The 18,648-nt window shown below is 72.9% G+C and carries 15 protein-coding genes; 8 read left to right on the forward strand and 7 right to left on the reverse strand.

Translation table 11 applies throughout. From position 1 onward, the window contains the following. Positions 1-17: 17 nt before the first annotated feature. The 3 genes from BTM25_RS06445 to BTM25_RS06455 form a co-directional block, all read right to left on the reverse strand. Positions 18-1,013: a hypothetical protein gene (locus tag BTM25_RS06445; protein WP_103561789.1), complete on the reverse strand. Its 996-nt coding sequence runs from the start codon at positions 1,011-1,013 to the stop codon at positions 18-20. Between the two features lie 154 nt (positions 1,014-1,167). Next, the gene (gene serC / locus BTM25_RS06450; protein ID WP_103561790.1) at positions 1,168-2,304 is read right to left on the reverse strand and encodes a phosphoserine transaminase; all 1,137 of its coding nucleotides are present in this window, start codon (positions 2,302-2,304) and stop codon (positions 1,168-1,170) included. 31 nt (positions 2,305-2,335) lie between these two features. Continuing rightward, the gene (locus tag BTM25_RS06455) at positions 2,336-2,668 is read right to left on the reverse strand and encodes a hypothetical protein (protein WP_103561791.1); all 333 of its coding nucleotides are present in this window, start codon (positions 2,666-2,668) and stop codon (positions 2,336-2,338) included. Positions 2,669-2,746: 78 nt separating this feature from the next. Here BTM25_RS06455 and BTM25_RS06460 point away from each other — a divergent pair, with 78 nt between their 5' ends. Then, positions 2,747-5,584: a type 1 periplasmic-binding domain-containing protein gene (locus tag BTM25_RS06460; RefSeq protein WP_103561792.1), complete on the forward strand. Its 2,838-nt coding sequence runs from the start codon at positions 2,747-2,749 to the stop codon at positions 5,582-5,584. A 319-nt stretch (positions 5,585-5,903) separates the two neighbouring features. Here BTM25_RS06460 and BTM25_RS06465 read toward each other — a convergent pair whose 3' ends face one another. Further along, complete coding sequence (locus BTM25_RS06465; protein ID WP_103561793.1) at positions 5,904-7,016, reverse strand: citrate synthase 2; 1,113 nt, start codon at positions 7,014-7,016, stop codon at positions 5,904-5,906. A 127-nt stretch (positions 7,017-7,143) separates the two neighbouring features. On the opposite strand from BTM25_RS06465, the gene pdxH reads away from it, so the two are divergent. From pdxH to BTM25_RS06485, 4 genes are all read left to right on the forward strand, one after another. Then, the gene (gene pdxH / locus BTM25_RS06470) at positions 7,144-7,842 is read left to right on the forward strand and encodes a pyridoxamine 5'-phosphate oxidase (protein WP_103561794.1); all 699 of its coding nucleotides are present in this window, start codon (positions 7,144-7,146) and stop codon (positions 7,840-7,842) included. Positions 7,843-8,036: 194 nt separating this feature from the next. Next, complete coding sequence (locus BTM25_RS06475) at positions 8,037-9,389, forward strand: MFS transporter (RefSeq protein WP_235828270.1); 1,353 nt, start codon at positions 8,037-8,039, stop codon at positions 9,387-9,389. Positions 9,390-9,656: 267 nt separating this feature from the next. Continuing rightward, positions 9,657-10,367: a metal-dependent transcriptional regulator gene (locus tag BTM25_RS06480; RefSeq protein ID WP_103561795.1), complete on the forward strand. Its 711-nt coding sequence runs from the start codon at positions 9,657-9,659 to the stop codon at positions 10,365-10,367. A gap of 188 nt (positions 10,368-10,555) precedes the next feature. Next, on the forward strand, positions 10,556-12,796 hold the full coding sequence (locus tag BTM25_RS06485; protein ID WP_103561796.1) for a SpoIIE family protein phosphatase: 2,241 nt from the start codon (positions 10,556-10,558) through the stop codon (positions 12,794-12,796). A gap of 154 nt (positions 12,797-12,950) precedes the next feature. Here BTM25_RS06485 and BTM25_RS06490 read toward each other — a convergent pair whose 3' ends face one another. Together BTM25_RS06490 and BTM25_RS29515 are read right to left on the reverse strand one after the other, a co-directional pair. Then, the gene (locus tag BTM25_RS06490; protein WP_103561797.1) at positions 12,951-13,568 is read right to left on the reverse strand and encodes a class I SAM-dependent methyltransferase; all 618 of its coding nucleotides are present in this window, start codon (positions 13,566-13,568) and stop codon (positions 12,951-12,953) included. 112 nt (positions 13,569-13,680) lie between these two features. Then, positions 13,681-13,845, reverse strand: a complete 165-nt coding sequence (locus BTM25_RS29515) for a hypothetical protein (protein ID WP_168212026.1) — start codon at positions 13,843-13,845, stop codon at positions 13,681-13,683. 81 nt (positions 13,846-13,926) lie between these two features. Between BTM25_RS29515 and BTM25_RS06495 the strand changes: the two genes are divergently transcribed. The 3 genes from BTM25_RS06495 to BTM25_RS06505 all read left to right on the forward strand — a co-directional run bounded on the left by BTM25_RS06495 (position 13,927) and on the right by BTM25_RS06505 (position 17,708). Next, the gene (locus BTM25_RS06495; protein ID WP_103561798.1) at positions 13,927-14,325 is read left to right on the forward strand and encodes a hypothetical protein; all 399 of its coding nucleotides are present in this window, start codon (positions 13,927-13,929) and stop codon (positions 14,323-14,325) included. Between the two features lie 96 nt (positions 14,326-14,421). Further along, entirely contained in the window at positions 14,422-16,446 is a 2,025-nt protein-coding gene (locus BTM25_RS06500) for an MFS transporter (RefSeq protein WP_103561799.1), read from the forward strand. Positions 16,447-16,574: 128 nt separating this feature from the next. Beyond that, entirely contained in the window at positions 16,575-17,708 is a 1,134-nt protein-coding gene (locus BTM25_RS06505) for an acetyl-CoA C-acetyltransferase (protein WP_103561800.1), read from the forward strand. Between the two features lie 19 nt (positions 17,709-17,727). Here the strand turns inward: BTM25_RS06505 and BTM25_RS06510 are convergent, their stop codons facing one another. After that, positions 17,728-18,489, reverse strand: coding sequence for an IclR family transcriptional regulator (locus BTM25_RS06510; protein WP_103561801.1), 762 nt, complete (start codon positions 18,487-18,489; stop codon positions 17,728-17,730). Positions 18,490-18,648 lie beyond the last annotated feature (159 nt).

Here is an 18,648-nt window from a genome sequence, read left to right on the forward strand (position 1 = left end):
ATGTGTCCCGCCGCGCGTCAGGATTTCCTGCGCACCAGTCCATAGCCGACGAGCGCGGCGATCCCGAGGATCAGGGCCAGCGCCACCCGCCGTCCGGACGCGTCGATCCGGCCGTTCTCCGCCTTGGTGTCCTTTCTGGGCGATGTGCTCGGGGACGGCGCCGCCGGGCGCAGCTCCGGGTCGAGCGGCACCCGGTAGACCGGCTGGTCCGCGCCCTCCGAGCCGACGAGCACCGCCGCCCCGTCCCGGGTGTAGGTGATCGACTCGCCCTGCTTCTGCGCGGGCAGCGCCAGCGAGCCGAGTGATTTGCCCGGTTTGCCGTCGGTCTTCATGGTGTAGAGCCGGGCGCCGAAGTACGTCCGGATGACGAAGCTGCGGCCGTCCGGCGCGAACGCCCCGTCCGTCGCGATGGTGGGGGCGCCGCCGACCTTGCGCAGCGTGTTGAACCCGCGCGTGCGCAGCTTGGCGGGCGCGGCGTACAGGGACGCGCCGAACAGCTTGCTCGCGATGTAGAGCCGGTTCGTGCGCGGGTCGATCATCATCGTCTCGGCGTTGCGGGGGCCGTCCTCGTACTTGAACCGGAACGCCGTCGCGCGGACGGTCTGCGACCGCAGTTCGGCGGGCTCGGGGATCCGGTAGACGGTCACGTACGGCCAGGCGCCGCCCAGATTGTCGCCGATGTCGGCCACGAAGAGGCAGGGGCGGCCCCGCTCGTCCCGTCCGGTCGCCATCGCCTCCCAGTCGCGGGCGGTGGCCCCGGCCAGGCGCAGCGCGGCGCGCGTCCGGCCGTCCGGGCCGAGCGCGTAGATCACCGGCAGCCCGCCCGAGTCGTTGTGCGTGTAGACCACGCCGGGATGCCGCGCGCTGACCGCCAGCCCGCTGGCCTCGGTGATGCGCGGATCGGTGACGCGGAACATCACGGCGTCGTCCGCCGCCGCGCCGGTCGCCGCGACGGGCACCAGCAACCCCGCCGCCACGGCCCCGGCCCCCGCTCTCCTCGCCCAGGCGGTCACTTCAGCAGCGCACCGACGACCACGGCCAGCACGAGCGCGGTCAGGACGGCGGGGAGCAACCATTGGGGCGCGCGGTTCACGGAAACGAGCTTATTCGGCCACGCGGGCGCCCTGAACCGGTCCCCGTCCGGTGCGGACGGGGACCGGCGCCGCGCTAGAGCCGCTCGACCACGTAGTCGATGGACGCGGTGAGCGCCTCGACGTCCGCCGGGTCGATCGCCGGGAACATGCCGACGCGGAGCTGGTTGCGGCCGAGCTTGCGGTAGGGCTCGGTGTCCACGATGCCGTTGGCGCGCAGGACCTTCGCCACGGCGGCGGCGTCCACGTCGTCGGTGAAGTCGATCGTCCCGACGACCTGGGACCGCTTGGCCGGGTCGGCGACGAACGGCGTCGCGTACTGCGACTTCTCCGCCCACGTGTACAGCCGCTGGGACGAGTCCGCCGTGCGGCCCGTCGTCCAGGACAGGCCGCCGTTGGCGTTCATCCACTCGATCTGCTCGGCGAACAGCAGCAGCGTCGCTACGGCCGGGGTGTTGTACGTCTGGTCCTTGGCGGAGTTGTCCACCACGGTCGAGAGGTTGAAGAACTCCGGGACGTACCGGTCGGACGCCGAGATCTCCGCGATCCGCGCCAGCGCCGCCGGGGACGCCAGCGCGACCCACAGGCCGCCGTCGGCCGCGAAGCACTTCTGCGGGGCGAAGTAGTAGACGTCGGTCTCGCTGACGTCCACGGGCAGGCCGCCCGCGCCGGACGTCGCGTCCACCAGCACCAGCGCCTCGTCGGCGGAGGTCCCCTCGGGACGGCGGATCGGCATCGCGACGCCCGTGGACGTCTCGTTGTGGGTGAACGCGTACACGTCCACGCCCGCCTCGGCGGCGGCCGCGGGGTGGTCGCCGGGGTCGGCGGAGATCACCGACGGGTCCGCCAGCCATGGCGCGCCCTTGGTGACCTTGGCGAACTTGCTGGAGAACTCGCCGAACGTCAGGTGCTGGGAACGGTCCCGGACGAGGCCGAACGCGGCGGCGTCCCAGAAGGCCGTCGTGCCGCCGTTGCTCAGCAGGACCTCATAGCCGTCCGGCACGGAGAACAGCTCCGCGAGGCCCGCGCGCACCCGTCCCACCAGGGACTTGACGGGCTTCTGCCGGTGCGACGTGCCCATGTACGTGGACCCGCTGTCGGCGAGCGCGGCGAGCTGCTCGGGACGCACCTTGGACGGCCCGCAGCCGAACCGGCCGTCGGCGGGCTTGATGGCGTCGGGGATGGCAATGGCTGGATTCGCGCTGTCGGTCACGCACAGGAGGGTACTTGAGCTGCGTCCTAGATCACTTCTTGGGGCGACGCAGGAACGGGACGGCGAGAACGACGAGCCCGCCGACGCACAGGGCGGCGATCACGGCGGGCGGGTAGAGCCACGGGTCGCCCTTGGCGTGGGCCTCGATCGCGGTGCGCACCGAGTCCTGCGCGAGGAAGGCCAGCAGCAGCGCGGCCAGGCAGCGCGCGGCGAGCCCCGCCCGCGCGTTGGTGCGGCGGCGGCGCTTCTCCCGTTCGGCCTCGTAGGCGCGCAGCTCGTCCCGGACGGCCGTCGGCGGGGTCTCCGTGGCCTGCGCGGCGGGGCCGATGTCCCCTTCGAGAGGTTCTTCCGTGGCATCGGTCACGGTTCCATGATGACAAATGCGGTTGGGTGCCCGGTAACGCCTGATCTGATCGCCACGGCGGCCCGAGGAGGACGAGCCATGAGCACGAGCGGCGCCGAGCCGTGGCGGGACCGGCTGGAAGGGCTGGAGAGCCTGTTCGAGCGGCTGCGCGAACGGCCGCGCGCCCGGACGGGGGACCGGCTGCGGCCTCTGCTCGTCCTGCGCGGCACCGACGAGGACGACCATCTCGTCACCCACCAGCTCGTCGAGCGCTGCCGTGTGGACGGCGGCCCGGTCGGGCACCTGGCGGGCGAGGACGGCGCGCGGGACCTGCCGCTGGTGCTGCGCCATCTCGTCCGGCAACTGTCGTCGGGCACCCGCCGGGGCGAGCCCGCCCTGCGGTTCCCGCTGCTCAGCATGGCGCTGTGGCTGCTGGAGGTCCGCGGGATGCGGCTGCTCCAGGACGGCGCCGGACGCGGCGGCAACGCGGCGTCCAGCGCGCAGCGGCAGGCGTGGCGGGTCGCGGGGGAACTGGCCGCCGCCGAGGAGGAGGCGCACCGCCGCCGGATCCTGCGGCGCGGGCTGCTGCGCCGCCGCCAGATCGTCGTGCCCGGGGAGCGGCCCGGCCAGCAGGGACGGCTCGCGTCCGCGCTCGGGCACCTGGAGCAGGTCGCGCCGATCGGCGTCGCGCTGGTCGCGCTCGCGTCCACGACGATCGCGAGCGTGGTGGACCTCGCCGCCGCGCTGCTCGTCGGGGCGCTCGGACTGTCGGCGATCGCCGGGCAGGTCGCCGCCCGCACCCGCGACCGCGCCGGACGCCGCCGCTATCTCTGGTTCACCTCGGAGAGACAGACCTATCTCCGGGGCAATAGGTCCGACGACTTCCTCGGCTTCGCGCTCGACCTCATCTACCGGGACGAGCCGCGCGCCGGACCGGACGAGACCGTCGAGCGCCTGCTCGTCGCCGCCTTCCTCCAGGACCTGCGGCAGGCGTACCGGCGCCGGCCGCTGCGCCGGGCCGCGTGGGCGCGCGTCCGTCACCCCGTCGTCGTGCTCGGCCCGTTCGGCGCGGGCGCGGGGGAGCCCGCGCGGCGGCTGGTCGAGCGCGTCGAGGAGGTCCGCCGCGCCGAACTGCGCTTCGACCCGCTGGTGCTGGTCGTCGCGGTGACGTCGGAGGAGGAGGCCGCGCGGATCGCCGACGCCGTCCGGATCCCGCTCGGCGACACCGGCCCGGTCGACCTCGGCGCGCTGCGCGAGGCGCCCGACGGGCAGCCGTTCTGGCACGGGTACGAGGACGAGCGGCGGCGCGCGTCCGTCCAGGGGACCCGCCGGACGATCCGGGTGGACCTGCGGCGCGGCGACGGCGCGTCTACCCTGCCCGTCTTCCGCGGCCGGCGGCGGCCCCGCGCCGCGCACCCGGCGCTGCCGTGGCTGGCGATGGGCGTGATCCTGGCGGCGTCGGTCGCGGTGATCTCGTTCGAGGCCGTCCGGTACTGCGTCCCGTTCGACGTGTGGCGGGCCGGGGACGGCGAGTGCGTCGGGATCACCGACGGCTCCAAGGTGTTCGCCGGGCGGCTCGGGGCGGTCGAGGGGCGCATCCGGCGGCAGAACGACGCGGTCGCCGGGTCCGGCAAGCCGTACGTGACGGTCGTCTACCTCGGCGCGATGACCGTCGACCCGGCCGACACCAACCCGCAGGCCCAGCTCATGGCCGACACGCACGGCGAGCTGATCGGGCTGTCGATGGCCCAGCAGGAGCGCAACGCCAACGGCGGCCTGCCGCAGCTCCGCATCCTGCTCGCCAACGCGGGATCACGGTTCCGGTACGGCGCGGACGTCGCCGCCCGCGTCCGCGACCTGGCCGCCCGCGACCGCCACGTCGTCGCCGTCGTCGGGTTCGCGCAGAGCATGCGGCAGACCAACGACGCCATCGACGTCCTCGGCCGGTCCGCGCTGCCCATGATAGGCACGGCGAGCACCTATGACGGGATGGGCGAGCAGAACGGCCGCTTCTCCCCGTACTACTTCCGCCTCGCGCCCCCGAACCGCCGCGAGGCCGAGGTCGCCGCGTTCTGGGCGAACAGCGGACGGCTCAGCGTCGGCAACGGATCGGGGACCCGCGCCAAGCGCGCCGACGTGTTCTACGACTCCCGCCCCGACGACCTCTACACCCGCAACCTCGCCGCCGACTTCGCCCGCGCCTTCCACGGGACCGTCACCCAGCGGCCCTACTCCGATCCGAGCCAGCTTCCCGGCGCCGTCATCGAAGCGTGCAAGAACGACGCCGACCTCTTCTACTACGCCGGCCGCTCCCAGGAGTTCCGGCTGTTCCTCGACCGGATCGCCAACACCGGCTGCGGCGGGCGGCGGATCGTCCTCGCCGACGACGACGTGATCATCTACGTCAGCGACAACGCCGCCGACCTCGGCCGCAACCAGTCCGTCCGCCTCTACGTCACCCCCCACGCCGCCCGGGAGGAATGGACGGCCCGCTGGGTGGGCCCCGGCTACGGCGTCCACACCTTCTTCAGCTCGTTCGACACCGTCGTGGACCGTCTCGTCGGCCCCCACGCCCCCGCCAACGAACGCCCGTCCCTCTCGCACGCGGCCCTCGGCTTCGACGCCGTCCTGGCCGTCGTCAACGCCGCCGAACGCGTCTACGGCGAACACGGCCGCACCCTGCCGTCCTCGGCCGCCGTCCTCTCCGAACTCACCCAGCCCGGCCCCGGCGCCCGCCCCCAGGGCGCGACCGGCCCCCTGACCTTCGGCTCCCGAGACGGCGGCCACGAAGTAGAGGACAAACCCGTCCTGCTCACCCGCCTGGAAGACGGCGGCCGCCTAACCCTCGTGGCAATGTGCGGCGACCTACTAGCCGGCCGCCGAACCGACGCCCGCCCCTCCCTCTGCCCACCCCACCCCACCAAACCGTCGACCTAACACCGCCGATGGACCGTCCGGCCGCACGCTGAGCGCGCGGCTCGAAGGACTGATCGCGGACCTGCGCGGCAACGCCGGTAGACCGTCCGGCCGCACGCTGGGCGCGCGGCGTCAAAGACTGATCGCGGACCGTGCCCTGCGCCGCCGGGAGTACGTCCGGCCGCACGTTTCGCTGGGCGCGCGGCTTTAGGGGCTGATCGCGGACCCTGCCCGACACCGCCGGGAGACCGTCCGGCCGCATGGGGGCGTGGGGCGGGCGCGGTCGGGAAACGGCAAGGCCCCCGGATTACCGGGGGCCTCATCGGGGGGATCGCGGGTGTCAGCCGGCGTTGCGCTTCAGGGCTTCGGCGGCGCCCGTGACGTTCTCGATGGGACGGGTGCCGGGGCCGGTGTAGCGGGCGCTCGGCCGGACCAGGCGGCCCGTGCGCTTCTGCTCCAGGATGTGCGCGGCCCAGCCCGCTGTGCGTCCGCAGGTGAACATCGCGGGCATCATCGCGGTCGGGACCTGCGCGAAGTCGAGGATGACCGCCGCCCAGAACTCGACGTTCGTCTCGATGGCGCGGTCGGGACGGCGCTCGCGGAGCACGGCCAGCGCCGCGTCCTCCAGCGCCTTCGCCGCCTCGTAGCGGGGGGCGTCCAGCTCGCGGGCGGTGCGGCGCAGCACGCGGGCGCGCGGGTCCTCCGCGCGGTAGACGCGGTGCCCGAAGCCCATCAGGCGCTCGCCGCCGTCGAGGATGTCGGTGACGACCTTGCGGGCGTCCCCGATCCGCTCCACCTTCTCGATCATCGGGAGGACGCGGGCGGGCGCGCCGCCGTGCAGCGGACCCGACATCGCGCCGATCGCGCCGGAGATGCTCGCCGCGACGTCCGCGCCGGTGGACGCGATGACGCGGGCGGTGAACGTCGACGCGTTCAGACCGTGCTCGGCCGCCGAGACCCAGTACGCGTCGATGGCCCGGACGTGCTTGGGGTCCGGCTCGCCGCGCCAGCGGATCATGAAGCGCTCGGTGATGGTGCGGCCGTCGTCCACGCGGCTCTGCGGCACCATCGGCACCCCGACGCCGCGCGCCGACTGCGCCACGAAGGACAGCGCCGTGACGGACGTGCGGGCCAGGTCGGCGCGCGCCTCGTCGTCGTCGATGTCCAGCAGGGGACGCATGCCGTAGGCGGTCGCGAGGGTCGGCAGCGCGGCCTGGACGTCCACCCGCACGTCACCGGACGTGACCGGCAGGATGTGCGGCTCCGCCGGGGCCAGGCCCGGGTCGAAGCTGTCGTCCACCAGAAGGCCCCAGGCGTCACCGAAGGAGACGCGGCCGACGAGTTCCTCGATGTCGACGCCCCGGTAGCGGAGGGCGCCGCCCTCCTTGTCCGGTTCGGCGATCTCGGTCTCGAAGGCCACGACCCCCTCGAGACCAGGTTTGAAGTCGGACATGTCGTCCCTGCCTTTCGTCTCCCTGAGTGATAAGGCGGTAGCCGTGCCATTGAACCCTGTCCGCCGTACCGTCCAGTACCCCGGTCCTGGTGAAATCGCCAAGACCCAGGTGAGAGGGTGGAGCGCTGTGAACCGCCCAGCCGACCAGCCGGCACACGACCCCGCACGGCTCCGCGCATCCTACGAAAGGGGTCCGTTGACCGAGCAGGGTGTCCCCGCCGATCCGCTCGCACTGTTCACGGCCTGGTTCGAGGACGTGGTCGCCGAGGGCCTGTCGGAGCCGAACGCGATGGTGCTCGCCACCGCCTCGGCCGACGGCGCGCCGAACGCCCGGACCGTCCTCCTCAAGGGCTACAGCCCGGCCGGTTTCCGCTTCTTCACCAACTTCACGTCCGCGAAAGGGCGCGAACTGGCGGAGAACCCGCGCGCGGCGCTCGTCTTCCCGTGGCACGCGCGGGCGCGTCAGGTCCGCGTCACGGGCCCGGTCGAGCGCCTGCCGGATGCCGAGTCCGCCGCCTACTTCCGGACGCGTCCCTACGGCTCGCGCCTCGGCGCGTGGGCCAGCGAGCACCAGTCCTCGGTGATCTCCGGCCGCGACGAACTGGAACGCCGCTACGCCGAGGTAGCCTCACACTGGCCGGAACCGGACAATCTGGACGACGATGCCGACGCCGTCCCGCTCCCCGACTTCTGGGGCGGCTACCGCGTCGTCCCCGAGACGATCGAGTTCTGGCAGGGCCGTCCCAACCGCCTGCACGACCGCATCCGCTACAGCCGAGCCCTCCCGTCCGCCGCCCGCTGGAAGGCAGAGAGACTCTCCCCGTGACCCCTGACCAGGACCCGCCCGAACCCCCCGACACCCCTCCGGCACAACCGGCGACCCCTGACGACACGACCCCCACCCCAGACCCCGACGCCCGCGAAGGCACACCCGCGATCGCGGGTGTTGCCGGTGACGCGAAGGCTGCGGATGTTGCCGGTGGTGCGGGTAGTGCGGATATTGCTGGTGGCGCGGATGTTGTGAGTGGTGGCGCGGAGTCGAGTGTTGACAAGGGCGCCAGGGGCACGGAGGCCGAGCGGTCGGGGCTGCGGCGGTTCGCGATTGATACGCGTCCGCTCGCCTACGGGCCGTTCCGGCGGTTGTGGCTCGGGCACGGGGTGTCGTTCATCGGGTTCCAGGTCACGGCCGTCGCGGCGCCCGTGCAGGTGTACGACCTGACGAAGTCCTCGCTGTGGGTCGGGGTGCTCGGGTTCGTCAACCTGGTGCCGCTGATCATCTTCGGGTTGTGGGGCGGGGCCGTCGCGGACGCCGTGGACCGCCGCCGCCTGCTGTTCGGCTCGTCGTGCGTGATGTGGTGCGCGACGCTCCTGCTGCTGTTCCAGGCGCTGGCCGGGCTGGACAGCGTCGCGTTCATCATGGTCGTCGTCGCGGTGCAGTCGGTCGGGTTCGCCATCGCGTCGCCCACCCGGTCGGCGATCGTGCCGCGCATCATGGACCGGCCGCTCGTCCCGGCCGCGAACACGCTCAACTTCACGGCGAGCCAGCTCGGCGGGTTCGCCGGGCCGCTGCTCGCCGGTGTGATCCTCGCGCGCTGGAACTTCTCCGCCGCCTACGGTCTCGACGCCGTCCTGTTCACGCTGGCGCTCTACGGAGCGCTGCGGCTTCCGCCGGTCCCGCCGCTCGGGGACGTGAAGTCCGCTCCCGGGCTGCGCTCGGTGATCGACGGCCTGCGCTTCCTCGGGACGCAGCCGGTGCTCATGATGTCGTTCGTCGTGGACATCATCGCGATGGGCGTCGCGATGCCCCGCGCGCTGTTCCCCGAGATCGCCGACGCCCGGTTCGGCGGGGACGCCGCCGTCGGCTGGCTGTTCGCCGCGATCTCGATCGGCGCGATCGTCGGCGGCCTGTCGTCTGGCTGGATCGGACGGGTCCGCAGGCAGGGCGCGGCGCTCATTGCCGCGATCGCCGTGTGGGGGCTCGCGGTGGCGGCGGCCGGTCTCGCGCACTCGCTCTGGCTGGCGGTCCTGCTGCTCGCGGTGGGCGGCGGCGCCGACCTGATCTCGGCCGTGTTCCGGCAGACGATCCTCCAGACCTACGCGCCGGACGAGATGCGCGGCCGTCTCCAGGGCGTCTTCACCGTCGTCGTGGCGGGCGGCCCCCGGCTCGGCGACCTGCGCGCCGGGGCGACGGCCGCCGTCGCGGGCGTGACGGCGTCCTGGGTCGGCGGCGGCGTCGCGTGCGCCGTCCTCGTCGTGGTCGTGGGCCTCGCGGTCCCCGCCTTCCTCAAATACGACACTCGCACCGCGCAGGGGCCGGATGCGTCGCCTCCCGCCGAGCCGTCTCCCACGGCCCAGAAGCAGACCTCCACCTGACCCGCGCCGAGCCCTCTCCCGCCACCCGGGATCGAACTCTCGCCCGACCCGCGCCGAGCCTCTCGCGCAGCGCGAGTCCAAGCGCAGGAACAGACGTTCGCCGGGCCGTCCGGGCGGACGGGCAGGCGCTGGGATTCATGGGGCGTAGGGGAACAAGCGGGCGGTGCCGGGTGTTGTTCGCAAACCCGGATCGCCCGGTTACTGCTCGGTCCCCTCGCCCGGGGGCGTGAGGAAGTAGACTCGGGTGCCCGAACGCTGGAGGGAGCTGTGACCTCACACGGCCTGATCGACACCACGGAGATGTATCTCCGGACGGTGTTCGAGCTCGAAGAGGAGGGGATCGTCCCCCTCCGCGCGCGCATCGCCGAACGTCTCTCGCAGAGCGGCCCGACGGTGAGCCAGACGGTCGCGCGGATGGAGCGCGACGGGCTGCTCCGGGTCGAGGGGGACCGGCACCTCGCGCTCACCGAGTCCGGCCGGGACCTCGCCACCCGCGTCATGCGCAAGCACCGGCTGGCCGAGTGCCTGCTGGTCAACGTCATCGGCCTCCCCTGGGAGGACGTCCACATCGAGGCGTGCCGGTGGGAGCACGTCATGTCGGAGGAGGTCGAGCGCCGTCTCGTCGCGCTGCTCGACAACCCGACCACCTGCCCGCACGGCAATCCGATCCCCGGCCTGGACGAACTCGGCGGCCACGGCGACGAGCCGGGCGACGCCGGCACCGCGACCCTGTCGATGATGTCCGCGGTGGCGTCGGCGGGCGGCGCTTCGGCCGTCATCCGGCGGATCAGCGAGCAGGTCCAGGGCGACAGCGATCTGATGCTTAAACTCAAGCAGATTGGGATACAACCGGGACGACAAGTGACTCTTCGGACAACTGACGACGGGGTGCGGGTGACGGTCGAGGACGAGCCGGACGTGCCGGAGCGGGAAGTGTCGCGGGACATCGCCCAGCACGTCTTCGTGAGCAGGCGCTGAGGTTTGCGGCGAAGCGGCGGGGTGAGCGGCGTGTGCGCTGCGCCGCAAGCGTCTATACCGAAGATCTCCCCATCCGCGCGCCGCGCTGACGCGTACCCGCCGTCGGTTCGTCGTTCAATACGACGGGAGCCCCCGGCCGTCCGGGGACGCGCTGGGCAGGTTTCGGGATCGGCCGTCAGGGTGGGCAGATGAAGAGCTCGGAGGACCCGCCGTTCGGTGCGCACCTGCCGCCCGAAACCGTCCTGAACCAGATGGAGATGGCGGTCGTCGTCTGCGACCGGTTCAGCAACGTCATCTACGGCAACGCCTTCGCCCGCCGCCTCTTCGGCTTCGGCGGGGACGACGACTCGTTCGTCGGCCACTCGATCCTGTCGCTCGGGATCGCCGAGGAGGACCACGAGCAGGCCACCGAACTCGCCCGGCACGTGCTCAAGGGCAACGTGTGGGAGGGCACCTTCTGCAGCATGCGGTCGGACGGGACGACCGTCTACACCCGCGCGCACGCCGTCCCGCTGCGGCACCCGTCCGGGTCGGTCGACGGGATCGTGATCTTCGCGCGGGAGGCGCTGCGCTCCAACCAGCGCGAACAGGACCGCTACGGCCTGCTGGACCGCATCGGCACCCGGCTCGCGGGCTCGCTGGAGCTGGCGAGCACGCTTCGGCGCGTGGCGGCCACGCTCGTCCCGCAGTTCGCCGACCACTGCTTCATCGACCTGTTCAGCGGTGACCGCCTGATCCGTCGGGTGTCGCGGCACGCCGAGGACTGGACGCCCCCGCCCGGCACCTGGCCCGAGGTCGGCGACACGGTCGTCTACCCGCCGGGGCACCTGGCCGAGAAGGCGATGAACCGCGGCGACGCGGTGCTGGTCGAGGACACGCACCGCGGACGGCCCGGCGAGCACGGCGACGAGATGGGCATCACCTCGGTGATCGCCGCGCCGCTGCTCGTGCGCGGGGAACTGCTCGGCGTGATGAGCCTCGCGCTGTCGAACCTGACGCGCCGTCCCGACCCGCACTACGACGGGTTCGACCGGGACCTGCTCGGCGCGATCGCCAGCCGCGTGGCGCTGTCGGTGGACAACGCGCTGCTGTTCGAGCAGGAGCGGGAGACGGCGCTGGCGTTCCAGAAGCACCTGCTGCCCGGCGAGAACCCGCCCCGGCTGGACGGCCTGGAGATCGCCTGGCGGTACGAGCCGGCCCGTCCCATCGAGTCGCACGGGCACGGCATCCAGACGCAGGTGGGCGGGGACTGGTACGACGTGATCCCGCTGTCGGCGGGCCGCGTCGGGCTGGTCATCGGGGACGTGGAGGGCCGCGGCGCGCGCGCCGCCGCCGTGATGGGTCAGCTCCGCGCGGCGCTGCGCGCGTTCGCGCAGGACGATAAGCCGCCCGCCGACATCCTGCGCAAGCTGGACGAGTGGGTGCGGACGATGACCCGTCCCGAGCGGACGCGGTCGGGCTGGAACAGCGACGAGCTGGTGCGCCCCCCGCTGGTCTCGTGCACGTACTTCGTGTACGACGCGTGGTCGCGGGTGCTGCAGTTCGCGAACGCGGGCCACGACCCGCCGCTGCTCGTCGTGGACGGCGAGGTCGGCGAGCTGGGGTTCGAGAGCGAGGGCGCGATGCTCGGCGTCCGCGCGCCGGGGCTCGGCGGCGAGATCGTCTACAACGAGGAGACCGCCGAGCTGAAGCCCGGCTCGACGCTCGTGCTGTACACCGACGGGCTGATCGACCGGCGCCCGAAGGACGAGGGCGAGCACCGCACCCGCGAGGAGGCCCGCGAGATGGTGCGGATGGCGGTGGCGGCGGCGGCGAGCGGCGGCGTGGAGGACATCGCGGCGGCGGCCTACCGGGCCGTGCCGGGGGACATCGCCGACGACGTCGCGATCGTCGTGATCAGGGCGGCCCCGGACGAGCTGTCGGTGCGGGACCGCACGTTCCCCGCCGAGCCGATCATGGTGTCGGAGGCGCGGCGGCTGGCGGCGGAGGCGTTCGCCGAGTGGAACATGGGCGAGGACCAGCAGGAACTGGCGTGCCTGCTGGTGTCCGAGGTGGTCACGAACGTGGTGCTGCACGCGGCGACGACGCCCGCGCCGCGCCGCGAGCTGGTGCTGGACGGCCCGCCGCCGGTCCAGTTCAACCTCGACGCGTTCGACGAGGACGACTGGGACATGGGCCTCGGCGGCCGGCTGGGCCGCCGCGAGCCGCCCGCCAAGGAGTTCCGGCTGCGGCTGCGGCGCGGCCGGGAGGCCGTGTGGGTCGAGGTGTTCGACACCGACATGCGCCTGCCCCGGATCCGGAGCGCGGGCGAGACCGACGAGGGCGGTCGCGGCCTTTACCTGGTGGACCAGCTCGCCACCCGGTGGGGCGCCCGGCCGACCCCGGACGGCAAGGCGGTCTGGTTCGAGCTTCCGCTGACGGCGCACTGATCCTCCCCGGAGATCCCGGACCCTCCCGGCCCGGACGTCCCGTTCAGCCTCGCCCGCCGCCCACCCGCCCCGCAATCCGCTCCGCAACCTGTGGATAACTCTGCGCGACGACCCGCCCGCCGCGCCGCCCGCCCGGCGCGGTCGGTTCGGGGCGTCACTGCGGGCGGATCGCCACGTGGGCCCAAGATTGGGTGAACCACAGCTCGCCGCCGATGACGCGCGGCCGGGCTCCGGTGACCGGCCCGCCGTCCACCTCGCGCAGCAGCGTCCGCCGGATCCGTCCGGCGGCGGCCGCGTCGGTGCGCGCGAGCCACGGGTCGAGCGGACGCTCGGCGGTGAAGGCGTCGACGCGCCCGATCGTCCCGCCCGCCGCCGCGATCAGCCCGGTCAGCGCCGTGACGGACGACCCCGGAGCGGCGTGCCCGGTCGCGGTGACGTCGCCGCGCACGAGTTCGGCGAGCACGACCCGTCCGTCCGGCGCGCACACGCGCAGCAGCTCCCGCACCAGGGCGGCGGGCTCGCCGAGTGACCGCAGCGACGGACGGCACGTGACCAGCGAGAACGACCGGTCAGGGTGGGGCAGCGAGCACGGGTCGCCGGGCGCGTCCGCCGTGACGACGCGCCGGACGCGCTCCCGCAGGGCGTCGGTCAGCTCGGCACAGCCGCCCGCGACGTCCAGGCACAGATCGTCCGGAACGGGCGCGGAGAATTCCAGCAGCCGCCGCAGATGGACGGGGAGCGCACCACGCGCGGTGAGGGCCGGTTGGGCCACGGCGAATTCCCCCTCGGCTCGGCAGCGCCGGCCGGCGTCCGCCGGAAGGCGCCCCGGGCCGGTTTCGCCGGTTATGACGCCGGGGGCCGCGCCGAAGTTCGCAGAACCCCGGTCACCCGCCGTTCAGATGACGGCCGAACAGCGCGAGCACCACGATCACGAAGACGACCATGATGCTGGACCGGGCGGGCGTGGACATCCGGAGCCGCTGGGCCGTCCACCGGATGACGAACGCGCAGAGCAGCGCCATGACGACCAGCGCTATGTACCCCTCCATCGGTCATCCTCTCCCGGGAACGGCGTCGCATCCAGAAGCCTAATGGCGCCGGGCCCGGAGCGGCGGGCTACGCTCCCGGATGTGGCAGATGAGAAGGAAGACACCAAACGGGACCGAGTGGACGTCGCCCTGAAGACCCTGGCGCAGGCCAGGATCGGGCTCGGCGTGGCCGCGTTCGCCGCTCCCGCGCTCAGCGCGAGGCTCCTCGGACTCGGAGGCGCCGACAACCCCGCCCGCGACTACGCACTGCGGCTGTTCGGTGCGCGGGAGATCGGTCTCGGGACCGGTTATCTACTGGGCAAGGGTCCGTCGCGCAAGGTCTGGGCACGGTACGGCCTGGCCGCGGACGTCCTCGACACCGTCGGCGGCCTGAAGGCGCGCGGCCGGCTGCCGCTGTGGAGCGTCGCGGCCGTGGTCGCGCTCTCCGGCGGCGCTGCGGCGCTGGGGGCCGCGACGGTGGCCCGGGACATCGTCCGCTGAAACGCTCCGCCCGGTGGTCGCCTGATCACCGGGCGTGTGGCTAAATCACTCCCGATGGGTAGATCTCTCCCGTAAGCGACATCACGGGGGGCACGGATGGCCGCGGATCAGGCGAGCGCGGAGACCGGCGCGCAGGACATGCCGAAGGGCCGCGATCTCGCGGTGATCCTCGGGGCGCTGATGCTGTCGATCCTGCTGGCGGCGCTGGACCAGACGATCGTCTCGACGGCGCTGCCCACGATCGTGAGCGATCTCGGGGGCCTGAACCACCTGTCCTGGGTGGTCACGGCGTACTTGCTGGCGTCGACGGCGTCCACGCCGCTGTGGGGCAAGCTCGGCGACCAGTACGGGCGCAAACGCCTGTTCCAGCTCTCCATCGTGATCTTCCTGATCGGGTCCGCGCTGTGCGGCCAGGCCGGGAACATGGCCGAGCTGATCACGTTCCGGGCGATCCAGGGCCTCGGCGGCGGCGGGCTGATGGTGCTGGTGGTCGCGATCGTCGGGGACGTCGTGCCGCCGCGCGAGCGCGGCCGGTACCAGGGGCTGTTCGGCGGCGTGTTCGGCGTCGCGAGCGTCTGCGGCCCGCTGCTCGGCGGCTGGTTCGTGGACAACCTGTCGTGGCGCTGGGTGTTCTACATCAACATCCCGATCGGGCTGGTCGCGCTGGTCGTCATCGCGGCGGTCCTGCACGCGCCCACCGAACGGCAGGCGCACCGCATCGACTACCTCGGCACGCTGCTCATCGTCGGCTGGTCCGTGGCGCTCGTGCTGCTGACGACGTGGGGCGGCACGACGTACGGCTGGGGCTCGTTCCCGATCGTCGGGCTCGGTGTCCTCGCGGTCGTACTGATCGCGCTGTGGGCGTTCGCGGAACGACGGGCGGCCGAACCCGTCCTGCCGCTGCACCTGTTCACCGAGTCGGTGTTCACGCTCAGCGCGGCGATCAGCTTCGCGGTCGGGTTCGCGATGTTCGGCGCGCTGACGTTCCTGCCGATCTTCCTCCAGGTCGTCCACGGGGTGTCGCCGACGCTGTCGGGCGTGCACCTGCTGCCGATGATGGCGGGCCTGCTGCTGGCGTCGATCGGGTCCGGGCAGGTCATCAGCCGGACGGGCCGCTACCGGATCTTCCCCGTCGTCGGGACGCCCATCGTCGCGGTGGCGCTGTTCCTGCTATCGCGCGTGGACGAGACGTCCTCCACCTTGTCGATGAGCCTGCGGTTCGCACTGCTCGGCTTCGGTCTCGGGCTGGTGATGCAGGTGCTCGTGATCGCCGTCCAGAACCGGGTGCCGTACAGGGACCTGGGGGCGGCGACGTCCGGTGTGACGTTCTTCCGGCAGATCGGCGGCTCGTTCGGTGTCGCGGTGTTCGGTTCGATCTTCAGCAATCGGCTGGCGTCGAACATGACGGACCTGGCACGCCGTGGGGAACTGCCGCCGGGATTCGACGCGCGGGCCGTCCAGGGCAACGCGCGTCTCCTGGACAAGCTGCCGTCCAATGTGCGCGGCCACTTCCTGCACGCCTACTCCGACGCCATCCAGCACGTGTTCCTGTGGGCGGTGCCGGTGGCTGCGGCCGGGTTCGTTCTCGCGCTGTTCCTGCGTGAGGCGCCGCTGCGGTCCACGGCGGCGGCCCCCGACTACGGCGAGGGCGTCGGCGGCGCGTCGGCGCGCGGCTCGCGCGAGGAGATCGAGCGGGCGCTGAGCGACCTCATGCGCCGCGACCCGAACGCCCGCGAGGTGCTGGCCCGGCTCGGCCGGCTGGCGGGCGTGGACCTGCCGCCGGGCAGCATGTGGGCGCTGTGCCGGATCGCGCGCGAGGGGCCGGTCGCGGGGGACGTGCTCGCCCGCCGGGCCGGGGTGGACGTGGAGAAGGGCCGCCCGTTCGTGGACAGACTGGTCGACGGGGGCTACGTCACGCGCACCGACGCGGGCCTGACGGTCACCGCGCAGGGCCGGGACGCGAGCGAGCGCCTGTTCGCGACCCGCGCGCGGGGTCTCGCGCGGCATCTGGACGGCTGGTCCCCGGAGGAGAACCCCGAGCTGACGCGCCTGCTGGAGAAGCTGGCGCGCACGACGCTCGGCGACGACGCGTCGGGACGCCAGGCGCAGGCGGCGGACTGAAGACTGTCGCGGCCGGGAGATACAGGTCACACCGCTTTGCGGGATACTCGGGGGTAACCTCATACTGACTGACCGAATCTGACTCGGTTTAGGGACGGAACCCCCAGACCCCTGCTTTTGGAGGCGTAGTGGCCGAGGCGTACATCGTCGGCGCGGTCCGTACCCCCGTCGGGACGAAGAAGGGCGCCCTCAAGGACGTCCATCCCGCCGACCTCGGGGCGCACGTGCTCAAGGAACTCGTCGACCGCACCGGGGTGGACCCGGCCGCCGTCGAGGACGTCATCATGGGCTGCGTCATGCAGGTCGGCCCGCAGACGCTCGACATCGCCCGCACCGCGTGGCTGTCGGCGGGGCTGCCCGAGAGCGTGCCCGGCGTCACGATCGACCGGCAGTGCGGCTCCTCCCAGCAGGCCGTCCACTTCGCCGCCCAGGGCGTGCTGTCGGGCACGCAGGACCTCGTCGTCGCGGCGGGCGTCGAGCAGATGACCAAGGTGCCGATGGGCTCCAGCCTCGTCGCCGGGATGGAGTTCCCGTTCGGCGAGGGCTGGGGCGAGCGCTACGGCCAGCAGGAGATCACCCAGTTCCGCGGCGCGCAGCTCATGGTCGAGAAGTGGGGCCTCACCCGCGAGGACCTGGAGAAGTTCGCGCTGGAGAGCCACCGCCGCGCGGCCAAGGCCATCGAGGCGGGCTACTTCGACCGCGAGATCGCCCCGATCGCCGGGCTGAGCAAGGACGAGGGCGCGCGCCCCGACACCACGCTGGAGAAGATGGCGGGCCTCAACCCGCTGCGCGAGGGCTGGGCGCTCACGGCCGCCGTCGCGTCGCAGATCTCCATCGGCGCGTCCGCGCTGCTCATCGCGTCCGAGGACGCCGTGCGCCGCCACAACCTGACGCCGCGCGCCCGCATCCACACCCTCGCGGTGTGCGGTTCGGACCCCGTCTACATGCTGACCGGGCCGATCCCCGCCACCGAGAAGGCGCTCGCCAAGAGCAACCTCAAGATCGACGACATCGACGTGTTCGAGGTCAACGAGGCGTTCGCCCCCGTCCCGATCGCGTGGGCGCGCGACACCGGCGCGTCGCTGGAGAAGACCAACCCCAACGGCGGCGCGATCGCGCTCGGGCACCCGCTCGGCGCGACCGGCGGCATTCTCATGACGAAGATGCTGCACGAGCTGGAGCGCACCGGCGGACGGTACGGCCTCCAGACGATGTGCGAGGGCGGCGGCCAGGCCAACGCCACCATCATCGAGCGCGTCTGACGCGCGCCGGCCGGCCGGATCACCCGAGCGTCAGCGTGAGCGTCCGCTCGATCCGGTCGGCCGCGGCGCGCAGCCGGTGCGCCGACCGCTCCACCTCCGGCAGGCGGGGCGCCGGGCACGACACCGCGAGCGCGCCCGTCACGCCGCCCGTCGCGTCCGTCACCGGGACGGCGGCGCAGACCGTCCCGAGCGCGTACTCCTCGCGGTCCAGCCAGAGGTCGCGCGGGGCGCGCAGCGCGGTGAGGAAGCGGTCCGGGTCGGTGATCGTCCGGGGCGTCAGGTCGGCGAGGACGCGCCGGGTGACGTAGGAGCGCCGCCATTCCTCGTCGGCCTGCGAGAGCACGCACTTGCCGATCGCGGTGGCGTGCGCGGCGTCGGCGAAACCCGCCCACAGGTCCACGCGCGGGGCCCGCGGGCCGTCGGCGATGTCGAGGATGCGGATCTCGTCGTCCACCCGCATCCCGAAGTAGGCGGCCATGCCGAGTTCGTCGCGCAGCGCGGTCAGCGTCGGGCGGATCCGGGTCAGCAGCCGGTGCGGACGGCTCCCGCCCTCCAGCGCCCCGACACGATCGCCGAGGACCCACAGCCCGTCGGGCAGCCGCGCCGCGTAGCCCTCGTGCGCCAGTGTCCGCAGCAGGTGGTAGGCCGTGCCCAGCGGAATGCCGGACTCGCGCGCGAGCTGCTTGGCGGGCGCCCCGCCCGGATGGGACGCGACCGTCTCCATCAGGTGCAGGGCACGGCGCACCGACGCGATGAGCGTGGGCCTGCGTGTCTCCTCCATCACCGACAGCGAACCCCGCGCGCCGTCCCTGGTCAAGCCGTCCGCCGATACTCGCCCGCACGGCCCGGCCCGCCCCCCGGACGTCCGCCGCCCGGTGCCGCCATATGAAAATCATCGGCATGTGATCATGCCGTGCCGTCGGTATGTTGCGGGACCGAG

The organism is Actinomadura rubteroloni (assembly GCF_002911665.1).
Lineage (GTDB): Bacteria > Actinomycetota > Actinomycetes > Streptosporangiales > Streptosporangiaceae > Spirillospora > Spirillospora rubteroloni.